Genomic DNA, 23649 nt, shown 5'->3' with positions numbered 1-23649 from the left:
GCACGCCAATTCTTTTTTAGATAGTTGCAAAGTTCAAATCGGCTGCCACCTAGCCTGTTCCGTCCATATTCTTCTTACACAAAAGGATAAAATACCATTCTTCCAAAAATACCCAAAACATTTGAAAGCCCAATTGTTGAGACCACTGTATTAAATTGGTATAAGCAACATCCATTTCAAATAATAAAGCAAAAGCCCAGTTATTAGCAACAAATTTAATAAATTTAAAGATTCACAGAAGAAATCCGAATAAAATGTAAAAGTTATATTGTTAAGGAAAATGAGAAAACAACTTTATTTTTTTAACGGAACTTTATCATACTCTTATTATTTTATGTCCTTGAAAAGTGGATGGGGAAAATTTCTAGAACAAACTGCATGATATTTTCCATCTCTAAGAATTTTTTTGTCCACTGAATTATTTTCTATATAAAAGGATCTTCAGTATAATTGTGCCTTTTCCTAGAGATATTATGAATAGTCATTGCAGTCGGAAGGAGGGCAGAACAAAAACATGACCTTTAAGAAATGGTTTATGGCCGTATTGTTAGTTCTTTTGTGCATCGGAATGTTCTCGTTCTTTACGGTTGATTTTCGATATGGATATAAACCTAAAAATGAAAAAGTCATGCCATATGTTCCAAATAAATTTAGCGGTTTTGATCTTTGGGGTAAGCAAATAGCAAGTGAAAAATCAACAAATCTTATCAAAACAGAAGATAAAACAGAGCTTTCACCAAAAAATGGAGCGGTGACCATCAATCATCATCTTCTAAAAATCGGGAGGGACACATTTTATGAAGAAACATTCGGGAATGAAGTTTTTTTAACAGATATTATGGGAATTATCGACGGTCCATTTACGATCGGTAATATTGCAAAGGCGATCATGGCTTTAAAAGGAGAAGGAACAACAAACTTACGTGTCGAATTGGCAGATGATATAACAATTGGAGGGAAAAGATACAAAAAAGGCGAAAAAATTGATACAGGAATAGATGTTGTAAAAGGTACATATGTTCCGCTTGGGATGCCGGTAACGTTTTCAAAAGGAAAAATAAGAGTCGGGATTAGCTGTGCTGCTTGCCATGCAACAGTTGATCAAAATACGAAACAAGTTATTGAAGGAGCACCGAACAACGATTTAAATCTTGGTCTTTTGTTAGCTTTGGCAACGAACTCAAGCGCTTATTTTACTCATGGAAATATTGCCAGTATCAAAGATTATTTAAAAGGAACAGATCGTTCTGTTACAACTACAAAAGGTACAAAAGAAGCATTGCCGGATCCGGAATCTTTAGAAAAAGCTGTTGATGAAACCTTTCAAAAATGGCCAAGGGGTCATTTCGATTCATCTATTGATTTAATTAGCAATCCTACTGATATTCCGGATTCTTTTACATTAGGAGATCATCCGTATGGATGGAGCGGGTTTGCAGCAGCCGGTTCGTTTCGGGGGTTGTCAGCGTTTAGCAACAATGTTCATGCCCAAAACGCAGATACTCTGTCACAATCGGAAATCAGCAAAGACCTTTTTGGGATTGACAAAGAAGTATATTTAGGGACTATTTTGCAAAACGCTGCAAATCCTAATTTCCGCTATAATCCCAAGAGCGGTGTAAAGCCTTCCAAGTTTTTTCAAACTGTTGATCCCACACCTGATGTTCCAGGCATTAATCAGCTTGTTGCCCCGCCGCAATTTCCGAAAGTTTCATTAACAGCACCGGACGGATTAATTGTCAGCAGTCCGGGCTACAAATTCAACGAACAAAATAACGGTGTTGCGGCTTGGCAAAATACGCTCCAGCCTCCTAAGCCAAACATGAAGATTGAACGAGCTGCCATAGAACAGGGGAAAAAAGTGTTTGCGAAAGCAAACTGTATTACCTGTCATGCAGGAAGTACATTAACAAACAATCAAGTGATCTCTGTTAAGGAAATTGGAACCGAACCTTCAAGGGCGAAAGCGTTAAAAAAATACGGAAAGGTCATGGGGGAATCTTTATTATACTCACCTGAAACTCCTGTTCCTCTTCCAAAAAAACCGACTGTATTAAAAGTGCCAACTGAACATCTTAATCGTGATCAGTTGAAATTAGCCTTTGCATTAGGAGACTCGCCAGGTGGATACAAAGTTCCAAGTCTTATCGGGTTGTATTGGACAGCTCCTTATTTGCATGACGGCAGTGTGGCAGTCGGGAACGATATCGATCAGGAAATTGGTGTAACAGGGACTATTTTAAAAGGAATTACACCAGATCCTGCAAACAGTCTTCGGGCGCTTGTTGATAAAAGCCTCCGTGACAAAGTGATTAAAGCAAATCTTACATCCCAGCAGCTCCAAGATTTGCACATTAAAGGCATCGGACATGAATATTGGGTTGATGAATCAACAGGGTTCACAAAATCAGAGCAAGATGCTTTGATCAAATATTTACTTTCGTTAACGGCGATTCAAAAAAATAAGTAAAACTGGAACAGGGTATTATGAGCTATGCCTGTTCCTTTTTTATCGATAAAAATTGTATTAGAAAACCATTGGGGGCAATGACTTTAAATCAGTGTTCTTTCCCTTTAGGACTCTTATTTGATTAAATTCCAATAAGTTTGTACAGATATTGCATATAACGGGAAAATCAGAAATTTAAAATTATGTATTTATGGTTCCGTTGAAAAAGATAATATCGCCACATAGAATATGCTCTTAGATCGTTTCAAAATTACATACTTTTTCGATCAATAACATGATCATAGAGAAAAAGAAAACAGAAATCTTTATGAAAAATGTTCCTGAGAAATGATGAGAACTTCGCGGGATATCTGTTGAGATCCCAACAGATAAAGCACCTCAGCTTAATAAGTTAAATGATGGCCACATCTGCAATGTGTCAAAAAAACAGAAATGATATTAGTCAATGAAGTAGACAAATTTTTTAAGATTTCACCTATCGCTCTTTTTAGAGGCAGAACTTATGTGTTTTCATGAAGGTAGTTTATGATTAGAAGCTAACTCGCTGTTTGTTTACTGTACAACGTTTCGTGTTTATATTTACCTTCTCGTATTTATTGAATGATACCATTTGCAGTGACAGTTTTTTAAAAAATCGACCCCCCGAAAGTTTTAAAATAATTTAATCTTTTATAGATTGAGAGATTATAGATTACTGATCATATGTTTCAGAGCCTTTGATTTTACTCGTATAGTAAGCAACTACTGAAAACCTATGATCGGAAAATCGGTATCGACTAGAATGGAATTGTCCTTTGAATATTCTATTTGATCCTGCACAATTTGACGTACTCATTTCTCCTAATGGTTGGTTGCCTGAATTAAGCAAGAAATTTAATAATAGTAACTTCATTTAGAATTTATAGAAAATAATAAAAATTATATTGACATAAAAAAAGGTCTTTTTTATTATTAAAATTGAAACAACGTTCCAAATTTGATTTGTGAGCGGTATCATAGGAGGAGAAATATTCATGGTCAATCCTAAGCCCTCAGATAGACAGATCAATTCAACAGTTATAAAAGCACTCACTGTTCTTGAGAAGGTTGCTTTTGCAAATGGCGGTATTTCATTAGCTGATTTAGTGAAAGAGTTGGATATGCCGAAAACTACCATTTATCGGCTGATCGAAACGTTAAAGCATTGTGATTATATTCATTTAGATGCAAATACTGAAAGATACTATGTTGGCTGGAAAACGGTACAAATCGGTGTTTCGGGATTGAATAATATTGAAGTTGTCGATATCGCTGCCCCCTATTTGACAAAATTGGCGGAGAAAACGGGAGAAACTGCATTTTTGGCTGGCTACTACAACGGAGAAATTGTTTATCTTTACAAAAAAGAGGGGACGCAGTCCATTCGAACGACAGCTCAGCTTGGGATGAGAAGACCTGTTCATTGCACAGCGGTCGGAAAAGCGATTCTTTCCACTTTCACATGGGAGGAAGTCGAAAAAATTTTAGAGGAAAAAGGGATGAAAAAATATACAGAGAACACCATTACAGATGCTCATAAACTTCGGAAAGAATTACTTGAGATTAAAAGAAACGGTTATGCGATTGACAGGGAAGAAATTGAAATAGGATTAACTTGCTATGCCGTACCTATCTTTAATTTTACTGGAAATATGGCCGGCTCAATCGGATTAGGCGGTCCAACAACGAGAATGAGAGAAAATCAAAATGATTTTACATCGCAATTAAAAGAAGCAGCATTTCAAGTTTCCAGAATGTTGGGATACGTTCCGAAAATAGGGGGAGAGACAGTTGAACGATAACAAAAGTATTGTAGACCAAATTTTGGAGAATGGAAATAAAATGAATAAAGCGGCGATAGCGACAGTCGTTCGTGTAAAAGGATCGGCCTATAAACGAGAAGGGGCCAAAATGCTAATTGATGAAAGCGGTAACACAACCGGCTTAATTTCTGGCGGCTGCCTTGAACCCGATGTTGCCGAAGCTGCTAAGCAGGTTATAGAGAATGGAAAACCTGTGCTAAGGCGTTATGATATGGATGAAGATCTCGTCTGGGGGCTGGGGCTAGGATGTCCTGGTACTGTTGATATCTATATTGAAAAAATCAATTTTGATGAATTAAAATTAGATCGCTCGATTGAAGATTTTTCAAAGAATCCATTGACAGCTTGGCTTTCTTGTGTAAAAGAAGAAAAAATGGGTGTTTTAGCAACCACTTTAGACTTACTCCGTTCACATTCCGGACAGAAGCAAATTTTTGTTTCTGAAAACTATCAAACGGTAGGTAAGCTGGACAATAATGAATTACATCAATTCGTCTGCGATTTTTCGAAAAATCTATTACAAAGTACAAATCCAAAATCGGAAACAAAAACATTCACCTTATCAAACGGAGAAAAAGTCGATGTATTTTTTGATGTAAATATTCCTCCGATTGAATTAATCATTTTTGGTGCGGGTCATGATGCCATTCCTTTAGCAGAGTTTAGTGTTAGATTAGGATTTAATACAACCGTAGTCGATCCAAGATCAGCCTATCTAACAGAAGCTCGTTTTCCAGGTGCGAAAAGAATTTTAGCAGATGCAAGCTCAATTCCCGAAAAGGTAAAAGTCAGTTCCAAATCGTATGTGGTCATTATGAACCATCATTTGGAACGAGATATAAATGTTCTGAAACATATACTTCATACGGATGCAAGGTATATTGGGATTTTAGGTCCGCGTTCTAGATGCCAAAAAATATTTAAAGCTCTTCAAATAGACGACATTGACCAATATGATCACATATTTAATCCTGTTGGATTAGATATTGGTTCGGAGTCTCCTCAGGAAATAGCGTTAAGTATTCTTGCTGAGATCATTGCTTTTCGAAACAAGCGTGCGGGCGGATTTTTGCGTGAGAAAAAAGACCGTCAGTTAGTATCATGAGCAGCTCATAAATAAAATGATCATTTTAATATTCCTAATATTCCCAATATTCAAAATATAGTTATCCCTCTTTAAGGAGGTGATTACAAGGATTACAAGGACAAATGATCCTAATCAAAAAATAATTAAGAAATAAAAAAACAGAGGAGGCGAAAAAATGGTTACTGTAAAAAAAGGTTTAGGTGTAAGTTTGAAGCGTAAAGAAGACATAAGACTTTTGACTGGTAATGGACAATTTACCGATGATATTGAAAAACCAGGCATGTTACATTTGGCCATTGTACGGAGTCCTCATGCTCATGCACGTATTGTAAATATTGATGCAAGCAAAGCGAAAAAACTGCCTGGAGTAGTAGCTGTTCTAACGGGAGAAGAGGCACTTCAATATTCAGGACCACTTGCACCGACGATCAATATATTTAACAAAGTACCAGAAGTGTATGCGATTGCCTATAAAAAGGTTCGCTATGTCGGTGAGCCAGTGGCCGTTATTGCTGCCGAAGACCGATATATTGCTGAAGATGCAGTCGATCTTATTGAAGTAGAATATGAGGTTTTACCAGCTGTTGTGACGATTGAAGATGCACTGGAGCCAAAGGCGCTTCTTTATGAAGAATGGGGAGATAATAAACAATTAGAATCGAGAACCACTATCGGCGATATAGACGATGCATTTGCCAATTCGGAATATGTCTTTGAAGAAACCATTACACACAACCGCTACACCGGAACTCCGATGGAGTCTCGTGTATGTATTGCCGAATATAATCCTGGATCTAAAAAGATGACAGTTACATGCTCGACACAGGCACCTTCTCAAGTACGCACGCTGATTGCCCAGACATTGCAAATGCCTGAGCATAATATACGAGTTATTGCCCCGGATGTTGGCGGCGGTTATGGCACAAAATTGCAGGCAAATGCAGAAATCATTGCTTGTATCATGGCGCGCATGCTTGGCAAGCCGGTTAAATGGACGGAAGACAGAGTAGAGAATATTCTAACTGGAGTTCATTCTAGAGACTATACTTGCACGGTGAAAATTGGGTTCGACAAAGATTTTCGCATCACAGGACTTCAAGCGAAGCTGATTGGAAATATTGGGGTTGATGGAACTTGCCATGCACCGGGAACCCCTGCTTTATCGGTTGCAGGTGCTTATTTTCCAGGTCCATATAAAGTGCCTGTTTATGACGTAGAAATCATTGGGGTCGTTTCAAATAAAGCGCCTTATGGTGCGCACCGCGGATATGGAAAGGATATTGCCAATTATCCTATTGAGCGGATGATGGATATAGCAGCTCGAAAACTTGGTATATCACCAGAAGAATTAAGACGGCGCAACTTTATAAAGAAAGACGAATTTCCTTATCAACAAATTTCTGGGCCGCTTTATGATAGCGGAGATTTTGATAAACTTATGGATCTCGTAATGGATAAAATCGATTATCAAAACTTTAAAAAGAAACAATTAGAGCTTCGTAAACAAGGCAAGTACATTGGACTTGGAATCGCCGCTATGCTTGAGCCGTCTGGCGCTGCTGTCTTTAATGGCATATTTAATGGTTATCAGGCAGCAACTGTACGAATGACGCCTGAAGGACATTTCCAAGTATTAACCAGCCATCAGAACATAGGTCAAGGGGTTGAAACAACGATTCCACAAGTTGTTTCACAAGTTATGGATGTAGATATAGACGATATTCGATTTGTTTATGGAGATACGGATATTACGCCGTACGGATTAGGTCCATTTTCTTCCAGAGGTGCAACGTATACTGTTTCTGCCGTATATGAAGCTGCCAAGATGTTAAAGGAGAAGCTTTTAAAAATTGCCGGTTATCTGCTTAAGGAAGATCCGGAAAATCTTGAAATGGCAAATGGAACAGTAAGGGTTAAAGGGACGACAAATCCGGAAGCAGCCATCAGTTTAAAAGAAATCGGCAATAAAGTTTATCTATGGCCGGGACCTTATGCGACAGTGCCGGAAGGAATAGATTGTAATTTAGAAGCAACCTATACATGGACGAGTAAAGTAGTGAAGTGGGAGCCTGATGAACACGGGCGAGTCAATCTTTATACGACACATCCGACAGGAGTCTTTGTTGCTCTAGTAGAGGTTGACATTAAAACCGGGCTTGTGAAAGTAGACAAATTCGTTGTTTCCCATGATTGCGGCACAATTATCAATCCTATGATTGCAGATGGACAAATTGCCGGCGGCATCGCACATGGAATTGGCGGCGTGCTGTTAGAAGACCTTGCATATGACAGCAACGGATTAATGACAAACCCTGATTTTCAGCATTACTTATGTCCAACTGCAATGGATGTATCAGACATCGAAACCATTCACATGCAATCCCCATCACCTTTTACACCGCTTGGTACAAAAGGAAAGGAATGGGAGAAGGCGGAACGATTCCGTCTCCAGCAGCAGTAGCGAATGCGGTAGAAGACGCTTTATCACCTTTTGGTGTAATTGTAAAAGATTTACCAATTACTCCTGAACGAGTTTTAGAATGGATTAAGCAAGGGGAAATGCAAAATGTCAAATCATAATTGGGAAATATACCCTTTGGTGCTTGGAGAAGCAGATGTATCAAAGGTATTAGATACATTTTGGTCGCTGAGCCGCGACAAATCGATGGTAACGGTGCCGATTTTAGCTTGGCTTTTAGTTCCGACATTTAATGAAGAGCCAATTTTAGTGGACACCGGTTTTCGAGATGCTGAACGCTGCCAGACCGTTCATGGCTTAGGTCCTCATCGGACAAAACCTGAATGGAGCCTTCGCACCCAATTGAAGAACCATGGCTTTACAGCTGAAGAGATAAAAAAGGTAATTCTAACTCACCTCCATTATGATCATGCAGGAGGATGCACCGAATTTCCGAATGCAAAATTCATCGTCCAACGCACTGAATTGCAGGCTGCTGCGGCACCAATGGTATCTTCGCAGCTGAAAATCGGGGGAGGGGCGTTATTTTATGACAGAAAAGACATTGCAGAATTAATTGACCCATTGTGGCCTCAAGTTCATTTGATCGAAGGGGATACAGAAATAGCTCCTGGGGTGAAATGTGTCTTATTCCAAAACACTCATACGCCAGGCAGCCAAGCAGTATATGTCCAAACTGAATTCGGCACCGCAGTTATTCTTGGAGACATTGCCAGAAATGTTGAATTAAATATTAATCAAGAAATTCCACCTGGATTAATTTACGATTTAGAGGCTACCTATCGAGCGATGATTCGAATTAAGAATGAGGCTGATATTGTTCTTCCTAGTCATGATTATGAAGTAGTAAAAAAATATAGGAACGGACTAAAAGAAGGGACGTCAGTTCATGAAAATTAAAGGAATTGAACGAGTGGCATTGCAGGTAAAAGACATCGATCAATCGATCAAATTTTTTTCGAGGCTCTTCGGAACAACTTTTCAGCGGCAAAATGTGCAAATAAACGATTCCGTGATAAAAGTAGCTTTTTCTCCGTTAGGAATTGAACTTTTAGAAGAGACAGATTTAGAGAAAGAATCATTGAGAAGCTTTCACCTTCGTGTGGAGAACATACAAGACGTTCATCCTGCTGTTTTGGAAGCTGGAGGTGAGATTCTCGCGCACTTTACAGTGGGAGAAATGGAACATATGATTGCAAAAATTGGAGATTTTCGAATTGTATTTGTATCTTACGAAGGTAATGATTCTTTGAAAGCGTTATCTTCCGGAAAATGATAGGTTAGGGGGAAGAATGAATGAAACCAGTTCCATTTGAATATGTGGCTGTTAAAAGTGTAAATGAAGCGATAACCGCACTCGAAAAGTACGGAGACAATACAGTCATCATCGCTGGAGGACAAAGTCTGATGCAGGAAATGAATTTAAGGCAGGCACGTCCTTCATGTCTGGTTGATATAAATGGGATCACAGATCTTGATTATATTGAAGAAACGGGTGATGCCATTAAAATCGGGGCATTAACAAGACACCGCACCGTTGAAAAGTCTGAAATTGTAAAACGAAATTGTCCTTTGCTTCAGGAAGCCGTTACTCATATTGCGCATTTCCAGATCCGCAATCGAGGTACGATAGGAGGAAGCCTGAGACAAAATCCGCCAGGCGCTGAATACGGAGTCGTTGCTCGTGTGTTAAATGCTCAGTTTGTCATTGCCGGTCCTGATGGCAAACGCGTACTTTCCGGAGAAGAGTTTTTCGTCAGCCACTTTAAAACAGCAGTGAAACAAAATGAAATCATTGTCGAAATCATATTCCCAAAATTAACAAAAGAGACGGGATATGGATTTTTGGAAGTAACAAGAAGACATGGACATATTCCCATTGTTTCAGCAGCGGCGACTCTTCAGTTAAATGAAGATGACACGGTGAAAGATGCTCAGGTAGCTTTAGGGAATGTCAGCCCTCAAGGTGTCCCTTACAAAGTGCAATCTGTTTCACAATTGATTGGGAAACCATTTACTCAGGAAATTCTTGATCAACTAGCAAACGATATAAAGAATGAAGTCAATCCAGATCCTGAAGCAGATGCAAAAGCTGGCTATACATTGCAGCTTTCGAGAATTATGGGACGCCGTGTTTCTGAAATTTCCAGTGCTGAGTATCGAAAAGAAGCGTCATCCGTATTGAGTATTCGGGCTTTACAAAAGGCATACCAACAAATTAAAGGAACATTTCAGTAATGAAGAAAAATAAAAAGTCCCCTTGGTTTTGATAAGGGTTTGAGGCCGTTTCCCTAACGAAAAAACCAAAGAGGACTCACTTGTATTATAACTCGATGAAAAAATTAAGCAAATGACACTAGTAACAGTCATTACCTGCATTCATCTTTTCCGAAAAGAGCTCGAGATGATCGCTGCTCGTTTCATTTTCGAAAATTCAATCATTGACTTTGAACCATTGAAGAAAGGTCATTTGTAGGTGTTGAATCAGACAAAATGACCGCTATAAAAGGCTTGATCATACCGAGAGCCGGCGGTCTTCTTTTTACGAATGCTGTCACCACCGATCGCTGCGGCTTTAATTCGGAATACAGACGAATTTTTGTAAGTGTACGGAGAACATGTTCGCCTTCACTCGCGGTTACACCGAATGGTTCCAATAGAAGCGACCATGAGACAAATGTAAATTCAAGGGGGTTATAACGGGATGTTTCACTTCCTCATAGATAAGAAAACATCCCTTTACCCATATTTCTTCAATATATAGCATTTGTGCGGGGTTTGAAAAGTTTTAAAGAAAATGTGAGGAAACAATAAATAAATAATGAAAAGTAGGGGGAGGAATTTACATGATAGATAAAACTACTCACAAAAAAATCACGGTCACTGTCAATGGAACGGTATATGAGCGTGAAGTGAATGTTCGGACATTACTAAGTGACTTTCTCCGGAGAGAATTAGGTTTAACGGGAACACATGTTGGTTGTGAACAGGGGGTGTGCGGCGCTTGTACGATATTGGTGGACGGTCAGGCAGTCCGTTCCTGTTTGCTGTTAGCGGTTCAAGCAGATAATCGCTCCATTACCACCATTGAAGGAATAGGAACGCCTGATCACCTTCATCCGATTCAGGAGGCTTTTTGGGAAAATCATGGTTTGCAGTGCGGGTTCTGTACTCCAGGATTTGTGATATCTGTTTACGAATTTTTAAAAGAAAATCCTGATCCATCCGATGAAGAAATTCGTGAAGCGTTGTCCGGTAATTTGTGCCGTTGTACAGGATATCAAGGAATTATTAAATCGGTAAAAGCAGCTGCAGAAAAATTAAAACAATCGGAATTGGCTGGTTAAATAAATAATCAGGGGCTGTTCTGATGAGTTCCTAAAATGAAGGATTTGGGAGAAATACTACTGTGAAGGACAAAAATAATGGAATCAAATTTGTACATGTTCTCATAGAGGCAATGAAATCTAACAAGAAGCAATTGTATGTGCTGAATGTCCGTTATAAAACTTTTGAAGAACCTAATTCAGAAAGAGAGCATAAGAAAAGTCCTTCATAAGCCTTCTGAAGGATATAAACAAGATAGGAAAAATGGTTCTGATAAGTTCCTAAAATGAAGGGGCTCCAAAAAGTCAGTTAACCCTGACCTTTTGGACAGCCCCGTAGTTTTTCAAACGACTAGGAAAATCGCCTCTGCTTTAGATGAGATTGTGACTCATTCTTAAAGCCTATCTATGTTCGTAATTGACTTTAACCATAATAAAATCAAGATTCTAGCAAAAGCATATCTGTATGGTGATGGAATACAAGGAGGTTTATGGAAATGCAAGAGCTGCTTCAAACATACCACTTAAATGAAAACAATTTCAATTGGGATAAAAACTGGTTCATACAAGCATGGCGGATTATGAACACGATACGTGTATTTGAAGAAAAAAGCATTCAAATTTACAAAAAAGGACTCATGGGTGGATCACTTCACTCATCTATTGGCCAAGAAGCTGTAGCAGCTGGAGTTTGTATGAATTTGAAAAAAGACGATTATATTTCCATTACGTATCGGGGGCGTGGTCAAGCATTAGCAAAAGGGGCCGATCCTTTTCAATTATTTTCCGAAATTTTAGGGAAGAAGACAGGCTATTGCAAAGGAAAAGGGGGCCCTATGCATATTACATCTCAAGAGCTTGGAATATTAGTAGCGAATGGTATCGTCGGTGCAGGTATTCCAATTGCTGTCGGAGCAGGTTTATCCATCAAAACGTTGAAAAAGAATCAAGTTTCTGTTGCGTTTTTCGGAGATGGGGCGACAAACCAAGGAGCATTTCATGAAGCTCTAAATTTGGCTGCGATCTATAAACTGCCGGTCGTTTTCGTTTGCGAAAACAATCTATATTCAGAAATGACGCCAATTAAAAATGCTGTATTAAATGAGCATTTAGCAGAAAGAGGACTGGCCTATCGCATTCCGTCGATCATCGTGAATGGAAATGATTTGCGAGCTGTATATGAGGTTGCAAAACAAGCTGTGGAACGGGCGCGTTCAGGTGAAGGGCCTACCTTTATAGAAGCCAAAACTTATAGATTGTTAGGACATATGATCGGTGATGCGGAGACGTACCGAACAAAAGAAGAAGTGGAGGAATGGAGACAAAAAGAACCGATCAGATATTTTCGGGATGTATGCTTAAAACAAAATGTATTGAACGAAAAAGAATTAGATGAAATACAACAACAAGTCATACAAGAAATTGACATTGCATATGAACGTGCGATGAAATCTGAAGAACCTGAAATGGAGGAGATCTTTAATGATGTCTACTAATAGAATCATCAGTTATGCCCAAGCAATCAATGAAGCTCTTAAAGAAGAAATGGCATTAGATGATAGAGTAATCCTTTTAGGGGAAGATATTGGTTCATATGGCGGCGTTTTTAAGGTGACAAAAGGTTTGTTTGATGAATTCGGAAAAGAACGAGTCATCGATACACCTATCTCTGAAACCGGATTTATCGGAGCAGGAGTTGGGGCAGCGATGACGGGGTTAAAGCCGATCATTGAGATTATGTGGATTGATTTTTCGCTAGTAGCGATGGATCAAATTATTAATCAGGCAGCGAAAATGGCCTATATGTCTGGAGGACAAACGAGCGTTCCAATGGTAATACGTACACAAGGCGGCGGGGGAAGAGGAAATGGCGCCCAGCACTCGCAAAGCCTTGAAACATTATTTGCACATATTCCGGGGCTCAAAGTCGTTGCACCTTCTACCCCTTATGATGCGAAAGGATTATTGAAAGCATCCATCCGGGAAGGAAGTCCGGTCATATTTATTGAACATAAAATGCTTTACTCTCAAAAAGGAGAAGTTCCGGAAGAGGAATACACGATTCCTTTAGGAAAGGCGGATATTAAAAGGTCTGGAAAGGATGTTACGATTGTTACGCTGTCAAGAATGGTACAGTTTTCGCTTGAAGCTGCAAAAGAATTAGAAAAAGAAGGAATCGATGCTGAAGTAATTGATTTGCGTACTCTTGTTCCTCTAGATATAGAAACAGTTAAGGAGTCAGTAAAAAAGACGAACCGAGTAGTTGTTGTGCATGAAGCGACTCGTTCTTACGGCTGGGGAGCTGAAATTGCTGCCAGAATTCAAGAGGAGGCTTTTGATGATCTGGATGCACCGGTACAACGAGTGGGGGCGGAAGATGTTCCTGTTCCATATAACTTAAATTTAGAAAAAGAAATGCTCCCACAAACGAAAGATATCATTCAAGGAGTAAAAAAATCTTTGTATTTACAAATGGAAACAGTGTAATGGCACAGTACAACAATTATTTGAAAGCATTTTGATAAATAATTGCAATTTATATACACAAAAAGATGCTATCTATGTGTTATGACGAAGGAGGAAAAAAGGTGCGGCAGGAAATTGTACTTCCTAAATTGGATTCATCAATGGAAGAGGCTCGTATAGTTTCATGGGAGGTCAAAATTGGTGATACCATTAAAATAGATGACCCAATTTTAATTGTAGAAACTGAAAAATCCAGTCTTGAGGTTGAATCAGAAGTAGAGGGAACGTTAGAAGAAATTGTTGTGGATGAAGGTGAAACTGTACCAGTAGGAACTGTTCTTGCATATGTATCGAATGGTAAACATTCCACCGAACAAAAAGGCAGCTCCGATCATAATCCTGTAAAAGAAGAGAACATCTCACCAGGAAAGACTGAAAGAATCCGAGTTTCTCCAGCAGCTAGAAGACTTGCAAAGCAGCGCGGAGTAGATCTAACCAAAATTAAAGGCTCGGGACCAAGGGGAAGAGTGATTCTGAAAGATGTGGCGGAAGCAGCTGCAAATGTAGTGAATCAAAGTGTTAAAACAGAAAATAAAGTCATAGCATCGATACATGCTAAAGGGAAAAGGGTTAACCTTACAAGTATGAGAAAAACGATTGCGCAGCGAATGACCGCAAGCTTTATGAATGTTCCTCAATTCCAAATCAAGAAAAGAGTCGATGTATCATCCATTGTGCAATTGCGGCAGGCAGTAGTTTCAAGCATTGAACATTCGGCAGGCGTTCGTTTATCATTTAATGATTTTCTCATACAGGCGGTGGCTTTAACATTGAAGAAATTCCCGAGGGTAAATGCCTCATTCATAGATTCTGAAGGAGATCCTTATATTTTGGAGCATGAAGATATTAATATTGGTCTAGCGGTTGCTATTGATGACGGTTTAGTTGTTCCCGTCATCCATCAGGCAGATCAATTGTCCTTAATCGAGATTGCAGAAAAAAGAACAGAATTGGTTGAAAAAGCGAGAAAAGGCTTATTGAAGCCTGAAGAAATGCGTGGAGGAACTTTCACAATTTCCAATCTTGGCTCAGTTGGAGTTGACGAGTTTGTGGCAATCGTAAATCCTCCTGAAACCGGCATCTTAGCAGTTGGAAATATAATAGAACAGCCTGTTTTAACGAATCGTCATGAAACTTTGATAAAGCCGATGATCACATTAAATGCTTCATTTGATCATCGTACAATTGATGGCGCCTACGGTGGAAGATTTCTCGCTCAATTATGTGATCAGTTGCAATCAGGTCAATGGAATATCTTTTCAACAGTAAAATAATGAAATCATTAGGAAGTTGCCATGATGAGCATTCGAACATTAAAACAATTTTTCTGAGAAGGACATTAAGCAAAGCTTTTAATCAAGCTATCTTTGACTCTGATCTGAGGAGCAGGAGCAGGTGCACACCGAAAATATTGTCTGAAGATTTAGAATGACTAGACATAATTTTCAACTTGATAGAAACATATAATAGGATTTCCGGCCATCTCCTTTTTATAAACCAAGGGCAGCAGGTTTTATGAGCATACCGGAGTCAGTACTAGAGTATCACTCATTTTTGAAAATAAGCTTGCTTGAAAAATTGAAACAAATGACGGAGTTTTAGATGGAGTCTTCTCCATCCTCCGCCATTTATATTTTTAGGCGGTAACTAAAAAACAAGTGAGAACTGATTCATCAACGCCTGTATCAAAAAGTTTCAAAAATTCGGAACAACTTGAAATTTTCATGAGAAGCTTTTTCTCCAAAATAATGTTAGCATGATAGGAGAGTGTAAAAATGGGCAATATGAACAAAATAACCGATACCCTTCAGCGTCCTCTCCGTGATTTGCGCATTTCAGTTACTGATCGGTGTAATTTTCGCTGCCGCTATTGTATGCCAGCGGAGATTTTTGGTCCTTATTTTCAATTTCTCAAAAATGATCAGTTGCTCAGTTTTGAGGAAATAACTCGACTGGCTCGCATTTTTGCCTCACTTGGCGTCGAGAAAATTCGCCTATCAGGGGGAGAGCCGTTGCTGCGCAAAGAGCTGCCGAAGTTAATTGAAATGCTCGGTTCTATAGAGGGTATTTCTGACATTGCTTTGACTACGAACGGTTCTCTTCTTGCCAAACATGCGAAAGCGTTAAAGGACGCTGGTCTTCACCGTGTCAACGTTAGTTTGGACAGCTTAGATGATAAAGTTTTTCGCCAAATGAACGGCGGCCGCTGTGACGTCAAAACAGTTCTTGAAGGGATTGAAGCGGCCGCAAAGGCAGGTATGAAGGTGAAAGTGAATATGGTTGTACAAAAGGGGATCAATGATCAGGACATTGTGCCCATGGCGCGTCACTTCCGCGGGACCGGACATGTTTTACGCTTTATTGAATTTATGGATGTAGGAAATAGCAACGGCTGGAATCTTACACAAGTGGTATCTAAGCAAGAAATTTTCGAACGTGTGAACGTTGAAATGCCGTTAGAACCAATCCCGTCCAATTATTTTGGAGAAGTAGCCTCTCGTTATCGCTATCGCGGCACAAATGAGGAAATAGGCATTATTTCTTCCGTAACGGACTCTTTTTGTTCCACGTGCACAAGAGCTCGACTCTCAGCGGACGGCAATCTTTACACCTGTCTATTTGCCTCGCAAGGGACAGATTTGCGGGCGCAGCTCCGCAGCGGGGCAAAGGATGAAGAAATTAGGAATCTCATTCAGGATGTTTGGAGCCGTCGAGCTGATCGTTACTCTGAAGAAAGATTTAACAATACAACGATGCCGAACAAAAAGAAGATAGAGATGTACTATATTGGAGGATAAAACAGAGCGGGGGGAGAAAAGAACATATATTTCAGCTAATCGCTATGATAACAACGAAATTGTCGGTCGATTGAAGGGACAAAAGAACGTATTTTTCAACTAATGAAAGGCGCAGGATCATTTCAAAATATACAGGTGGTGATTGCATGTTATATATCCCGAATTCTTCCCCTATACCATTTGAAGAAGCACAACGTCTTATTCTCTCTGTGATACGTCCCCTTCCGGTTATGACCATACCTCTGTCTAAAGCTCTTGGGTACTATCTAGCGGAAACGGTAAGGGCAGATCACGATGTCCCTATGTTTGACCGTTCCACTGTAGACGGTTACGCTCTGCGTGCGGAGGATGTGATCAATGCCAGCGCTTCTGACCCGGTAAAGCTGAAGGTTTTGGAAGAGATTCCCGCTGGATATTTACCTCAACAAAAAATTACCCAAGGTACGGCCAGCCGCATTATGACGGGAGCACCTATCCCCGAAGGTGCAAACGCAGTCGTTATGGTAGAGAAAACTGAGAATGCAATGGAAGATAGCGAAAGCGTTTTGGTTTATCAATCGGTTAAAATTGGCGATGCTATTGCCAAAAAGGGACAAGATGTTGAAGAAGGGAAGGACGTCCTCACACAAGGGACGCTTTTAGGACCAATTGAACTGGGTCTGCTCGCTACATTCGGGATTGCATCTGTTGCGGTTTATGCGAAGCCTAAGGTTGGTATTCTTTCAACGGGAAGTGAATTATTAAACGTAGATGAGCCGATCGTCCCTGGAAAGCTTCGTGACAGTAACGGCGTAATGCTGGCCGGTCAAGTGAGTCAAGCAGGAGGTGAACCGGTTTATTTCGGGATTGCCCCGGACAAAGTAGAAGAGCTAGAAAAAAAGATGCTAGAGATTCTACAGCAGGTGGACATTTTAGTAACAAGCGGAGGCGTGTCCATGGGCGAATATGACTTCCTTGGAAAGGTATTTGAAAAAATTAATGCGAAAGTGATATTCTGGAAAACATTAGCTCGCCCTGGAATGCCAGTTTTGTGCGGAGTATGGCAGGATAAGCCGATTTTTGCTTTGGCAGGAAATCCAGCTTCGTCTTACGTCAATGCACATCTTTATGTGCTGCCTGCTATACGCTATATGAGCGGTTCTAAGGATCCGCTGCCGAAACGGGTAACGGTTGTATGTGACGAGGCAATTGAAGGGAAGCAAATGCTTCACACCCGGTTTTTACGAGGATTAACGTACGTTTCCCCAACCGGTGAACTAAGAGTGAAAATATCAAAGAAACAAGCTTCTAATGTTCTGTCCAGCTTTCTGGAAAGCAATTGTCTCGTTAAAGTGCCTGGGGGAAAAGGATTTAATGCAGGTGAGAAAGCGGAAGTGTATTTGCTGGGTGCGGTTGAGGAATTGAGACAGTGACAATGAGTCTGGGGGAGAGATGGTTTGAAAAAGGTTGGAGCAATTATTTTAGCAGCCGGAATGTCAAAACGGATGGGAAAACCAAAGCTGTTATTATCTCTAGGTGGGAAGCCATTATTTCGCTACTCTGTGAACACCGCTACCGCAGCTGGCTTAAAACCAATTGTATTGGTCGGCGGCAAACATATTGAAGAGCTGCGCAAACACACATCTGATTTAACAGAAATAGAAATCATTGAGAATCGGGATTATGAATCCGGCATGGCTTCCTCTCTTAAAGCAGGGATTCAGGCTTTAAAGGGACGAACGGATGCAGTCTTCGTATTTTTGGCAGACCAGCCCTTTGTACCTCCAATAGTTATAACTGAATTACTAGAAACTTATGATCAATATCGAAAAGAAGGTGTCCGCATTTTCCGCCCTAAGTATAATAATGTGCTTGGACACCCTGTATTGTTTGATGCTGAATTATTTGATGAATTTGAGCAAATTCAAGGTGATGAGGGAGGAAAATCAATTGTCCAAAAACATTATTCCAGCTTAATGGCTGTACCGTTTGAAAATTCAGAATGGGGATTTGATATTGACACCACAGAGGATCTGCTCAAACTAAAAAGGATTGCGCCAAAATATATTAAACAAAAATAGGGATAACAATAGATTCATTGTTGTCCCTTTTTAAATTTGTGTAACGGTCGTTGTACTTGAAGAAGTGCGTGGTTTTATTCAATCAAGAATTTCCCGGTTCAACAAGATTGACCGAGACTTTAGAAAATTTATTGCAGGAGTCCCATATTGAAATCGATAAACAAACAGCTCTGATGGGGTCTATATATAATTCGTATCTTAATAAGTTGCAGGCGTAACACTAGAAGATAAAGTCTGCCCCGGGTCTATATATAATTCGTATCTTAATAAGGCTCTTTATGATTGTAGAGAAAATTGTATCTTAGTTATCCGGTATTAGAAATAACAAGCAAATCCTTCCTTGATCATCATTCATTAGGACACTTGTGCGAGTGGTCCTCATCTCTTTGCACCGCTGAGTACGAATGCGGTTCTTCCATTTCGTTTTAATTTCTCCCGTTTATTCAGATAGTTTATACTTGACAGTTTCTCAAAAATGGTATTAAATTTGCATTAAGGAAAAATATATGTAATAACAACAAAATTTAAACTCAATAAAATAAATATGTGTGAAGGAATTTTTTTTTAACATAAAGTTTGCCCTAAGGCAATATTTATAACTATGGTAAAAAAGAAGGTGAATGAAAAAATTTCCTATTTGTGCAACATGAAGCCGGCAACTTTCTGTAAAGTATTAAGCCAAACGGTAAGCTGAATGGCGAAGCCGCAACAAATCAACTAGCGAAATGAAATTCATGTCTGCAAGTGTTTTGGCATTTATTCATTGATTGCGTTTTTTTAGTTTTGTTTCTTCTCAGGAATAAAAACAAATTGAGGTTACATATAGGAGTTTTCTATAAAAAACGGACAATGTTTGATTCCTGAATTCACAATTTGCCAGAATGGTTGTCGATATTTAATAGAAATCGTTCACCAATAAACTAGAGAGATGGGCTGACTTAAAAATCAAAGCAATTCATAAAAATAAAAGGAGAGTGCGAAAAAATGAAAAATTTTATGAAAAAAATGGGGTGCTTATTCTTAATTAGTGCCTTGCTGGTGTTAAGCGCATGTAGTTCTGGACAAGAAGCATCCAAACGATCAAAAGATGGAAAAATTAATGTCGTCACAACGATTGCACAAATTGGCGAGCCGTTGTCTGTAATCGGCGGAGATCGTTTAAATGTCAAAAGTTTAATGGGGCCGTCTGTAGACCCTCATTTGTATAAGGCTACTCAAAGTGATATGGAAACTCTTGAAGAAGCAGATATCATTTTTTACAACGGATTGCATTTGGAAGCGAACATGGTTGAAATATTTGAAAAGATCTCTGAATCAAAACCTGTTCTTGCAGTCGGTGAAACCATTCCTGAAGAATCTCTTTTAAAGGATGAAAAAGGGGTAGTTGATCCTCATATTTGGTTTGATCTGGACCTTTGGCAGCAAGCATTGGATGCTGCGGTTGAACAATTAAAAGAATTCTCTCCGGAAGACGCAGATTATTTTGAAGAAAATAAAAAGAAATATTTTGCTAGATTAGCTGATTTGAAAAAAGAAGCCGAAAAGCTTGCGGACATTCCAGAAAGTCAAAGAGTTCTTGTCACAGCGCATGATGCTTTCGGATATTTCGGACGAATGCACGGCATTAAAGTAGTTGGTCTTCAAGGACTTAGCACTGATTCCGAAATCGGTGTTACAGATATTCAAGATACGATTGACATTATTAAAAAGTACAAAGTTCCTGCCGTATTTATCGAATCAAGTATTAATGAAAAATCGATCAAGGCTGTCATAGAAGGAGCGAAAAGTGAAGGAATTAACGTTACATTAGGCGGGGAGCTTTACTCTGATGCAATGGGTGAGGAAGGAACAGAAGAAGGAACTTATATAGGAATGTATCGCCATAATATCAATACGATTTATGAAGCATTAAGCGAAGGAGGAAAATAGCATGGCTGAAGCAGTGCTTCAAGTAGAGAATCTGTCCGCTTCCTATCGAAAAAATACAGTGCTCTTCGATGTGAATTTTGTAGTGCAGGCTGGTTCGTTAGTGGGAATCGTCGGTCCGAACGGTGCTGGAAAGTCGACGCTTTTAAAAACAATATTAAATCTTCACCCTTCCTTAACGGGATCAGTGAAATTTTTCGGATTGCCATTCAACAAGGTCCAAAAAAGGATCGGTTATGTACCACAGCGAGGTTCGGTTGATTGGGACTTTCCAACAAACGCATTGGATGTTGTCACTATGGGACTATATGGGCAAATCGGATGGCTGAAGCGGCCATCCCGATTGCATAAACAAAAAGCATTCGAGGCCTTGGAAAAATTAGGGATGGCTGATTACGCTGACCGTCAGATAAGCCAGCTTTCTGGCGGTCAACAGCAGCGTGTGTTTTTAGCACGCGCATTAGTGCAAAATGCCGACTTGTATTTTATGGACGAACCGCTGGCTGGTGTTGATGCAGCAACAGAACGCGCTATTATGACATTGCTGAAAGAATTAAAAGCTTTAGGAAAAACGGTCATGGTCGTGCACCATGATTTGCAAACAGTAGAAGATTATTTTGACCATGTTCTTTTATTAAATCGCACCGTCATTCAGTACGGAAAAACGAAGCAAATTTTTACTAGAGAAAATATTTCGCGAACTTATGGAGGAGACTTGCGCTGGTTGAGAGAGGAGAGTCTTCATGTTCACAATCCTATTAAATAGCAACACACAATGGGTGTTATTTAGCACGATGATTTTTGGGATTGCTGCTGGAACAATGGGCTGTTTAGCCTATTGGAAGCGGCAAAGCTTAATGAGCGATGCCTTAGCTCATGCAGCATTGCCCGGTGTTGTGATCGCCTTTCTTCTACTTGGAGAAAAAAACTTATTTGTCATGATCATTGGAGCATCCATCAGCGCTTTAATTGGAGCATCATTTATCCAATGGATACGTTCATCAACTAGAATTTCGGCAGATACGGCGATGGGAATGGTGCTGTCTATTTTTTTTGGCTTAGGAATCATGCTCCTGACAGTTGTGAATCGGACGTCAGGCGGAAATCAGAGCGGTTTGGACAGTTTTATTTTCGGTCAGGCCGCCTCGATGGTCAGATCAGATGTCACTACAATGTTAATCCTAGCTTTGGCGGTTATTTTGATTGTATTCATTGCATTTAAAGAATGGAAAATATATCTTTTCGATCCGGAATTTGCAAAAGGATTAGGACTGTCACTTAAATGGATGAACGGATTATATACAACGATTCTTGTCACAACGATTGTCATCGGGATTCAAGCTGTAGGAGTTATTTTAATTGCCGCCCTGCTGATTATCCCGTCAGTAAGTGCCCGCTATTGGACACAGTCTTTTCAACGGATGATTATCATATCAGCTCTGTTTGGGGGAGCGGCTGGAGCATTAGGAACATTCATCAGTGCATTGGGAAGAGGATGGCCTACAGGACCTTTTATCGTCATTGTGGCGTCCGCGCTGTTTTTCTTATCGCTTTTCTTTGGCAAAGAGAAAGGGATTCTGGTCAAGTATTTACAATTGAAAATGCAAAAAAGATTAGTGAATATTCATACCAGTAAGGCCTTAAGAACAAAAGGGGTAGAATAACCATGACTTATCATGCTATGTGGATTATCGTAACTGCTTCTTTAGTAGGGCTGTCCTGCGGCTTAATAGGTGTATTTCTGATACTCAGGAAAATGGCGATGATGGCTGATGCAATTAGTCATACGGTTCTGTTAGGAATTGTCATCGCTTTTATTATTACACGTGAATTAAGCGGAACTCATATGCTCATTGGTGCTATATTTGCAGGACTATTGACAGCTTTTTTAGTGCAATGGCTTCATTCTTTAGACGTTCAGCAAGATGCAGCAATAGGAATTGTGTTTACGACGATGTTTGCTATTGGCGTTATTTTAATAGCGACTTCTGTAGGAAATGCACATTTAGATGTTCAACATGCTTTAATGGGGGAAATCACCTTTATACCTTGGAATAAAATTTCACTTCCTCTAATTGGCGAGGTTCCGAAGGCTACAGCATTGCTGGCTCTCGTTTTGTTTGTTGTTTTATTTGTTCTTGTCGCTTTTTATAAAGAATGGAAAATCACTTCATTTGATCCTGCGCTTGCTGCCAGCTTAGGGATTCCTGTTTTACTCATGCATTATGTATTCTTATGCTTAGTATCGATCACGACAGTTGCTTCTTTTGATGCGGTCGGCGCAATTATGGTCGTTGCGATGTTAATTACTCCAGCTGCCTCGGCATATCTTTGGACAGATAGACTTTCTATTATGCTAGTATTAAGCGGATTATTTGGCGTAATATCTGCTGTAGCGGGCTATTATATAGCAGCTTGGGTCGACACTTCTATTTCTGGCTCAATGGCATTTGCCACAGGATTAGTGTTTTTCATAAGCTTTTTGTTTTCTCCGAAACATGGATGGATTGCGAGATATTTGCGATTGCATAAAACTGTAAAAAAGACAGGATGAAAATCGGCTATTAAATTGTCTTTCATAACGGTTGATCTCCTCCATACGCTTGTCTTATGGTGCTTTTATATAGTAAACTTTGTATGATGAAGATATTAATGGAGGATAACCAATGCCAACCCCGAGTATGGAAGACTATATTGAACAAATATATTTGCTAATTGAAAATAAAGGCTATGCGAGAGTGTCAGATATAGCAGAAGCGTTATCTGTACACCCTTCTTCCGTTACAAAAATGGTGCAGAAGCTCGACAAGGATGACTACTTAGTTTACGAAAAATATAGAGGGTTCGTCTTAACGCCGAAAGGAAAAAAAATCGGAAAACGCCTCGTCTACCGACATGATCTGTTAGAGCAATTTTTGCGGATTATTGGCGTTAAAGAAGAAAACATCTATCGCGACGTGGAAGGAATTGAGCACCATTTGAGCTGGGATGCTATTGACCGAATAGGGGATCTGATTCAATTTTTTGAAAAAGATAAAAGTCGAATCATAGAATTGCAGCAATTGCAAAATTTGAATGAAGAAAATGAAGAAAACGACTTCTAACATTAAACGACTTCTAATTTAGAAGTCGCTTT

The 23649-nt window shown here is 39.5% G+C and carries 21 protein-coding genes; 20 read left to right on the top strand and 1 reads right to left on the bottom strand.

All coding sequences use genetic code 11. The annotated features are described in order from the left end of the window. Positions 1 to 514 precede the first annotated feature (514 nt). From ACVIJU_RS18585 to ACVIJU_RS18550, 8 genes are all read left to right on the top strand, one after another. On the top strand, positions 515 to 2470 hold the full coding sequence (locus ACVIJU_RS18585) for an electron transport protein (protein WP_456687892.1): 1956 nt from the start codon (positions 515 to 517) through the stop codon (positions 2468 to 2470). A 1013-nt stretch (positions 2471 to 3483) separates the two neighbouring features. Next, the gene (locus ACVIJU_RS18580; RefSeq protein ID WP_063386360.1) at positions 3484 to 4290 is read left to right on the top strand and encodes an IclR family transcriptional regulator; all 807 of its coding nucleotides are present in this window, start codon (positions 3484 to 3486) and stop codon (positions 4288 to 4290) included. Beyond that, positions 4280 to 5416 (top strand): XdhC family protein, encoded by a 1137-nt coding sequence (locus tag ACVIJU_RS18575; protein ID WP_066246965.1) that lies wholly within the window; start codon positions 4280 to 4282, stop codon positions 5414 to 5416. The genes ACVIJU_RS18580 and ACVIJU_RS18575 overlap by 11 nt, the downstream gene beginning before the upstream one ends. Before the next feature lie 157 nt (positions 5417 to 5573). Then, a complete protein-coding gene (locus tag ACVIJU_RS18570; protein WP_456687891.1) occupies positions 5574 to 7859 on the top strand; it encodes a xanthine dehydrogenase family protein molybdopterin-binding subunit in 2286 nt (761 codons plus the stop codon). Next, the gene (locus tag ACVIJU_RS18565) at positions 7820 to 7978 is read left to right on the top strand and encodes a hypothetical protein (RefSeq protein ID WP_456687890.1); all 159 of its coding nucleotides are present in this window, start codon (positions 7820 to 7822) and stop codon (positions 7976 to 7978) included. Before ACVIJU_RS18570 ends, ACVIJU_RS18565 begins: the two co-directional genes overlap by 40 nt. Beyond that, the gene (locus tag ACVIJU_RS18560) at positions 7965 to 8777 is read left to right on the top strand and encodes an N-acyl homoserine lactonase family protein (protein ID WP_456687889.1); all 813 of its coding nucleotides are present in this window, start codon (positions 7965 to 7967) and stop codon (positions 8775 to 8777) included. Before ACVIJU_RS18565 ends, ACVIJU_RS18560 begins: the two co-directional genes overlap by 14 nt. Then, positions 8767 to 9153 (top strand): VOC family protein, encoded by a 387-nt coding sequence (locus tag ACVIJU_RS18555; protein WP_327873640.1) that lies wholly within the window; start codon positions 8767 to 8769, stop codon positions 9151 to 9153. The genes ACVIJU_RS18560 and ACVIJU_RS18555 overlap by 11 nt, the downstream gene beginning before the upstream one ends. A 20-nt stretch (positions 9154 to 9173) precedes the next feature. After that, positions 9174 to 10115, top strand: coding sequence for an FAD binding domain-containing protein (locus ACVIJU_RS18550; RefSeq protein WP_327873641.1), 942 nt, complete (start codon positions 9174 to 9176; stop codon positions 10113 to 10115). 200 nt (positions 10116 to 10315) lie between these two features. On the opposite strand, the gene ACVIJU_RS18545 is transcribed toward ACVIJU_RS18550, so the two are convergent. Continuing rightward, positions 10316 to 10534: a hypothetical protein gene (locus tag ACVIJU_RS18545; RefSeq protein WP_456687888.1), complete on the bottom strand. Its 219-nt coding sequence runs from the start codon at positions 10532 to 10534 to the stop codon at positions 10316 to 10318. Between the two features lie 189 nt (positions 10535 to 10723). Here ACVIJU_RS18545 and ACVIJU_RS18540 point away from each other — a divergent pair, with 189 nt between their 5' ends. The 12 genes from ACVIJU_RS18540 to mntR all read left to right on the top strand — a co-directional run bounded on the left by ACVIJU_RS18540 (position 10724) and on the right by mntR (position 23617). Continuing rightward, positions 10724 to 11224, top strand: coding sequence for a (2Fe-2S)-binding protein (locus tag ACVIJU_RS18540; protein ID WP_456687887.1), 501 nt, complete (start codon positions 10724 to 10726; stop codon positions 11222 to 11224). Positions 11225 to 11700: 476 nt separating this feature from the next. Next, complete coding sequence (locus ACVIJU_RS18535; RefSeq protein ID WP_082829359.1) at positions 11701 to 12699, top strand: thiamine pyrophosphate-dependent dehydrogenase E1 component subunit alpha; 999 nt, start codon at positions 11701 to 11703, stop codon at positions 12697 to 12699. Continuing rightward, positions 12689 to 13690: an alpha-ketoacid dehydrogenase subunit beta gene (locus ACVIJU_RS18530; RefSeq protein ID WP_339212195.1), complete on the top strand. Its 1002-nt coding sequence runs from the start codon at positions 12689 to 12691 to the stop codon at positions 13688 to 13690. Before ACVIJU_RS18535 ends, ACVIJU_RS18530 begins: the two co-directional genes overlap by 11 nt. A gap of 101 nt (positions 13691 to 13791) precedes the next feature. Beyond that, positions 13792 to 15003: a dihydrolipoamide acetyltransferase family protein gene (locus ACVIJU_RS18525; RefSeq protein ID WP_456687886.1), complete on the top strand. Its 1212-nt coding sequence runs from the start codon at positions 13792 to 13794 to the stop codon at positions 15001 to 15003. 501 nt (positions 15004 to 15504) lie between these two features. Then, the gene (gene moaA, locus ACVIJU_RS18520; RefSeq protein WP_456687885.1) at positions 15505 to 16527 is read left to right on the top strand and encodes a GTP 3',8-cyclase MoaA; all 1023 of its coding nucleotides are present in this window, start codon (positions 15505 to 15507) and stop codon (positions 16525 to 16527) included. A 146-nt stretch (positions 16528 to 16673) separates the two neighbouring features. Continuing rightward, positions 16674 to 17939 (top strand): molybdopterin molybdotransferase MoeA, encoded by a 1266-nt coding sequence (locus ACVIJU_RS18515; protein WP_456687884.1) that lies wholly within the window; start codon positions 16674 to 16676, stop codon positions 17937 to 17939. A gap of 24 nt (positions 17940 to 17963) precedes the next feature. Then, positions 17964 to 18587: a nucleotidyltransferase family protein gene (locus tag ACVIJU_RS18510; protein ID WP_456687883.1), complete on the top strand. Its 624-nt coding sequence runs from the start codon at positions 17964 to 17966 to the stop codon at positions 18585 to 18587. A 984-nt stretch (positions 18588 to 19571) separates the two neighbouring features. Next, a complete protein-coding gene (locus tag ACVIJU_RS18505; RefSeq protein ID WP_456687882.1) occupies positions 19572 to 20516 on the top strand; it encodes a metal ABC transporter solute-binding protein, Zn/Mn family in 945 nt (314 codons plus the stop codon). Position 20517: 1 nt separating this feature from the next. Next, positions 20518 to 21279, top strand: coding sequence for a metal ABC transporter ATP-binding protein (locus tag ACVIJU_RS18500; RefSeq protein ID WP_063386349.1), 762 nt, complete (start codon positions 20518 to 20520; stop codon positions 21277 to 21279). Next, entirely contained in the window at positions 21257 to 22177 is a 921-nt protein-coding gene (locus ACVIJU_RS18495) for a metal ABC transporter permease (RefSeq protein ID WP_066246943.1), read from the top strand. Before ACVIJU_RS18500 ends, ACVIJU_RS18495 begins: the two co-directional genes overlap by 23 nt. A gap of 2 nt (positions 22178 to 22179) precedes the next feature. Then, complete coding sequence (locus ACVIJU_RS18490; RefSeq protein WP_066246941.1) at positions 22180 to 23067, top strand: metal ABC transporter permease; 888 nt, start codon at positions 22180 to 22182, stop codon at positions 23065 to 23067. A gap of 112 nt (positions 23068 to 23179) precedes the next feature. Continuing rightward, positions 23180 to 23617 carry a transcriptional regulator MntR gene (gene mntR, locus ACVIJU_RS18485; RefSeq protein ID WP_063386346.1) on the top strand — a complete coding sequence of 146 codons (438 nt, stop codon included), beginning with the start codon at positions 23180 to 23182 and terminating at the stop codon, positions 23615 to 23617. The last annotated feature ends 32 nt before the right edge of the window (positions 23618 to 23649 follow it).

The sequence above is a fragment of the Aeribacillus sp. SP014 genome, from assembly GCF_054055575.1.
Note: the sequence above shows the minus strand (reverse complement) of the source record. Positions and strands in the feature narration are given on the sequence as shown.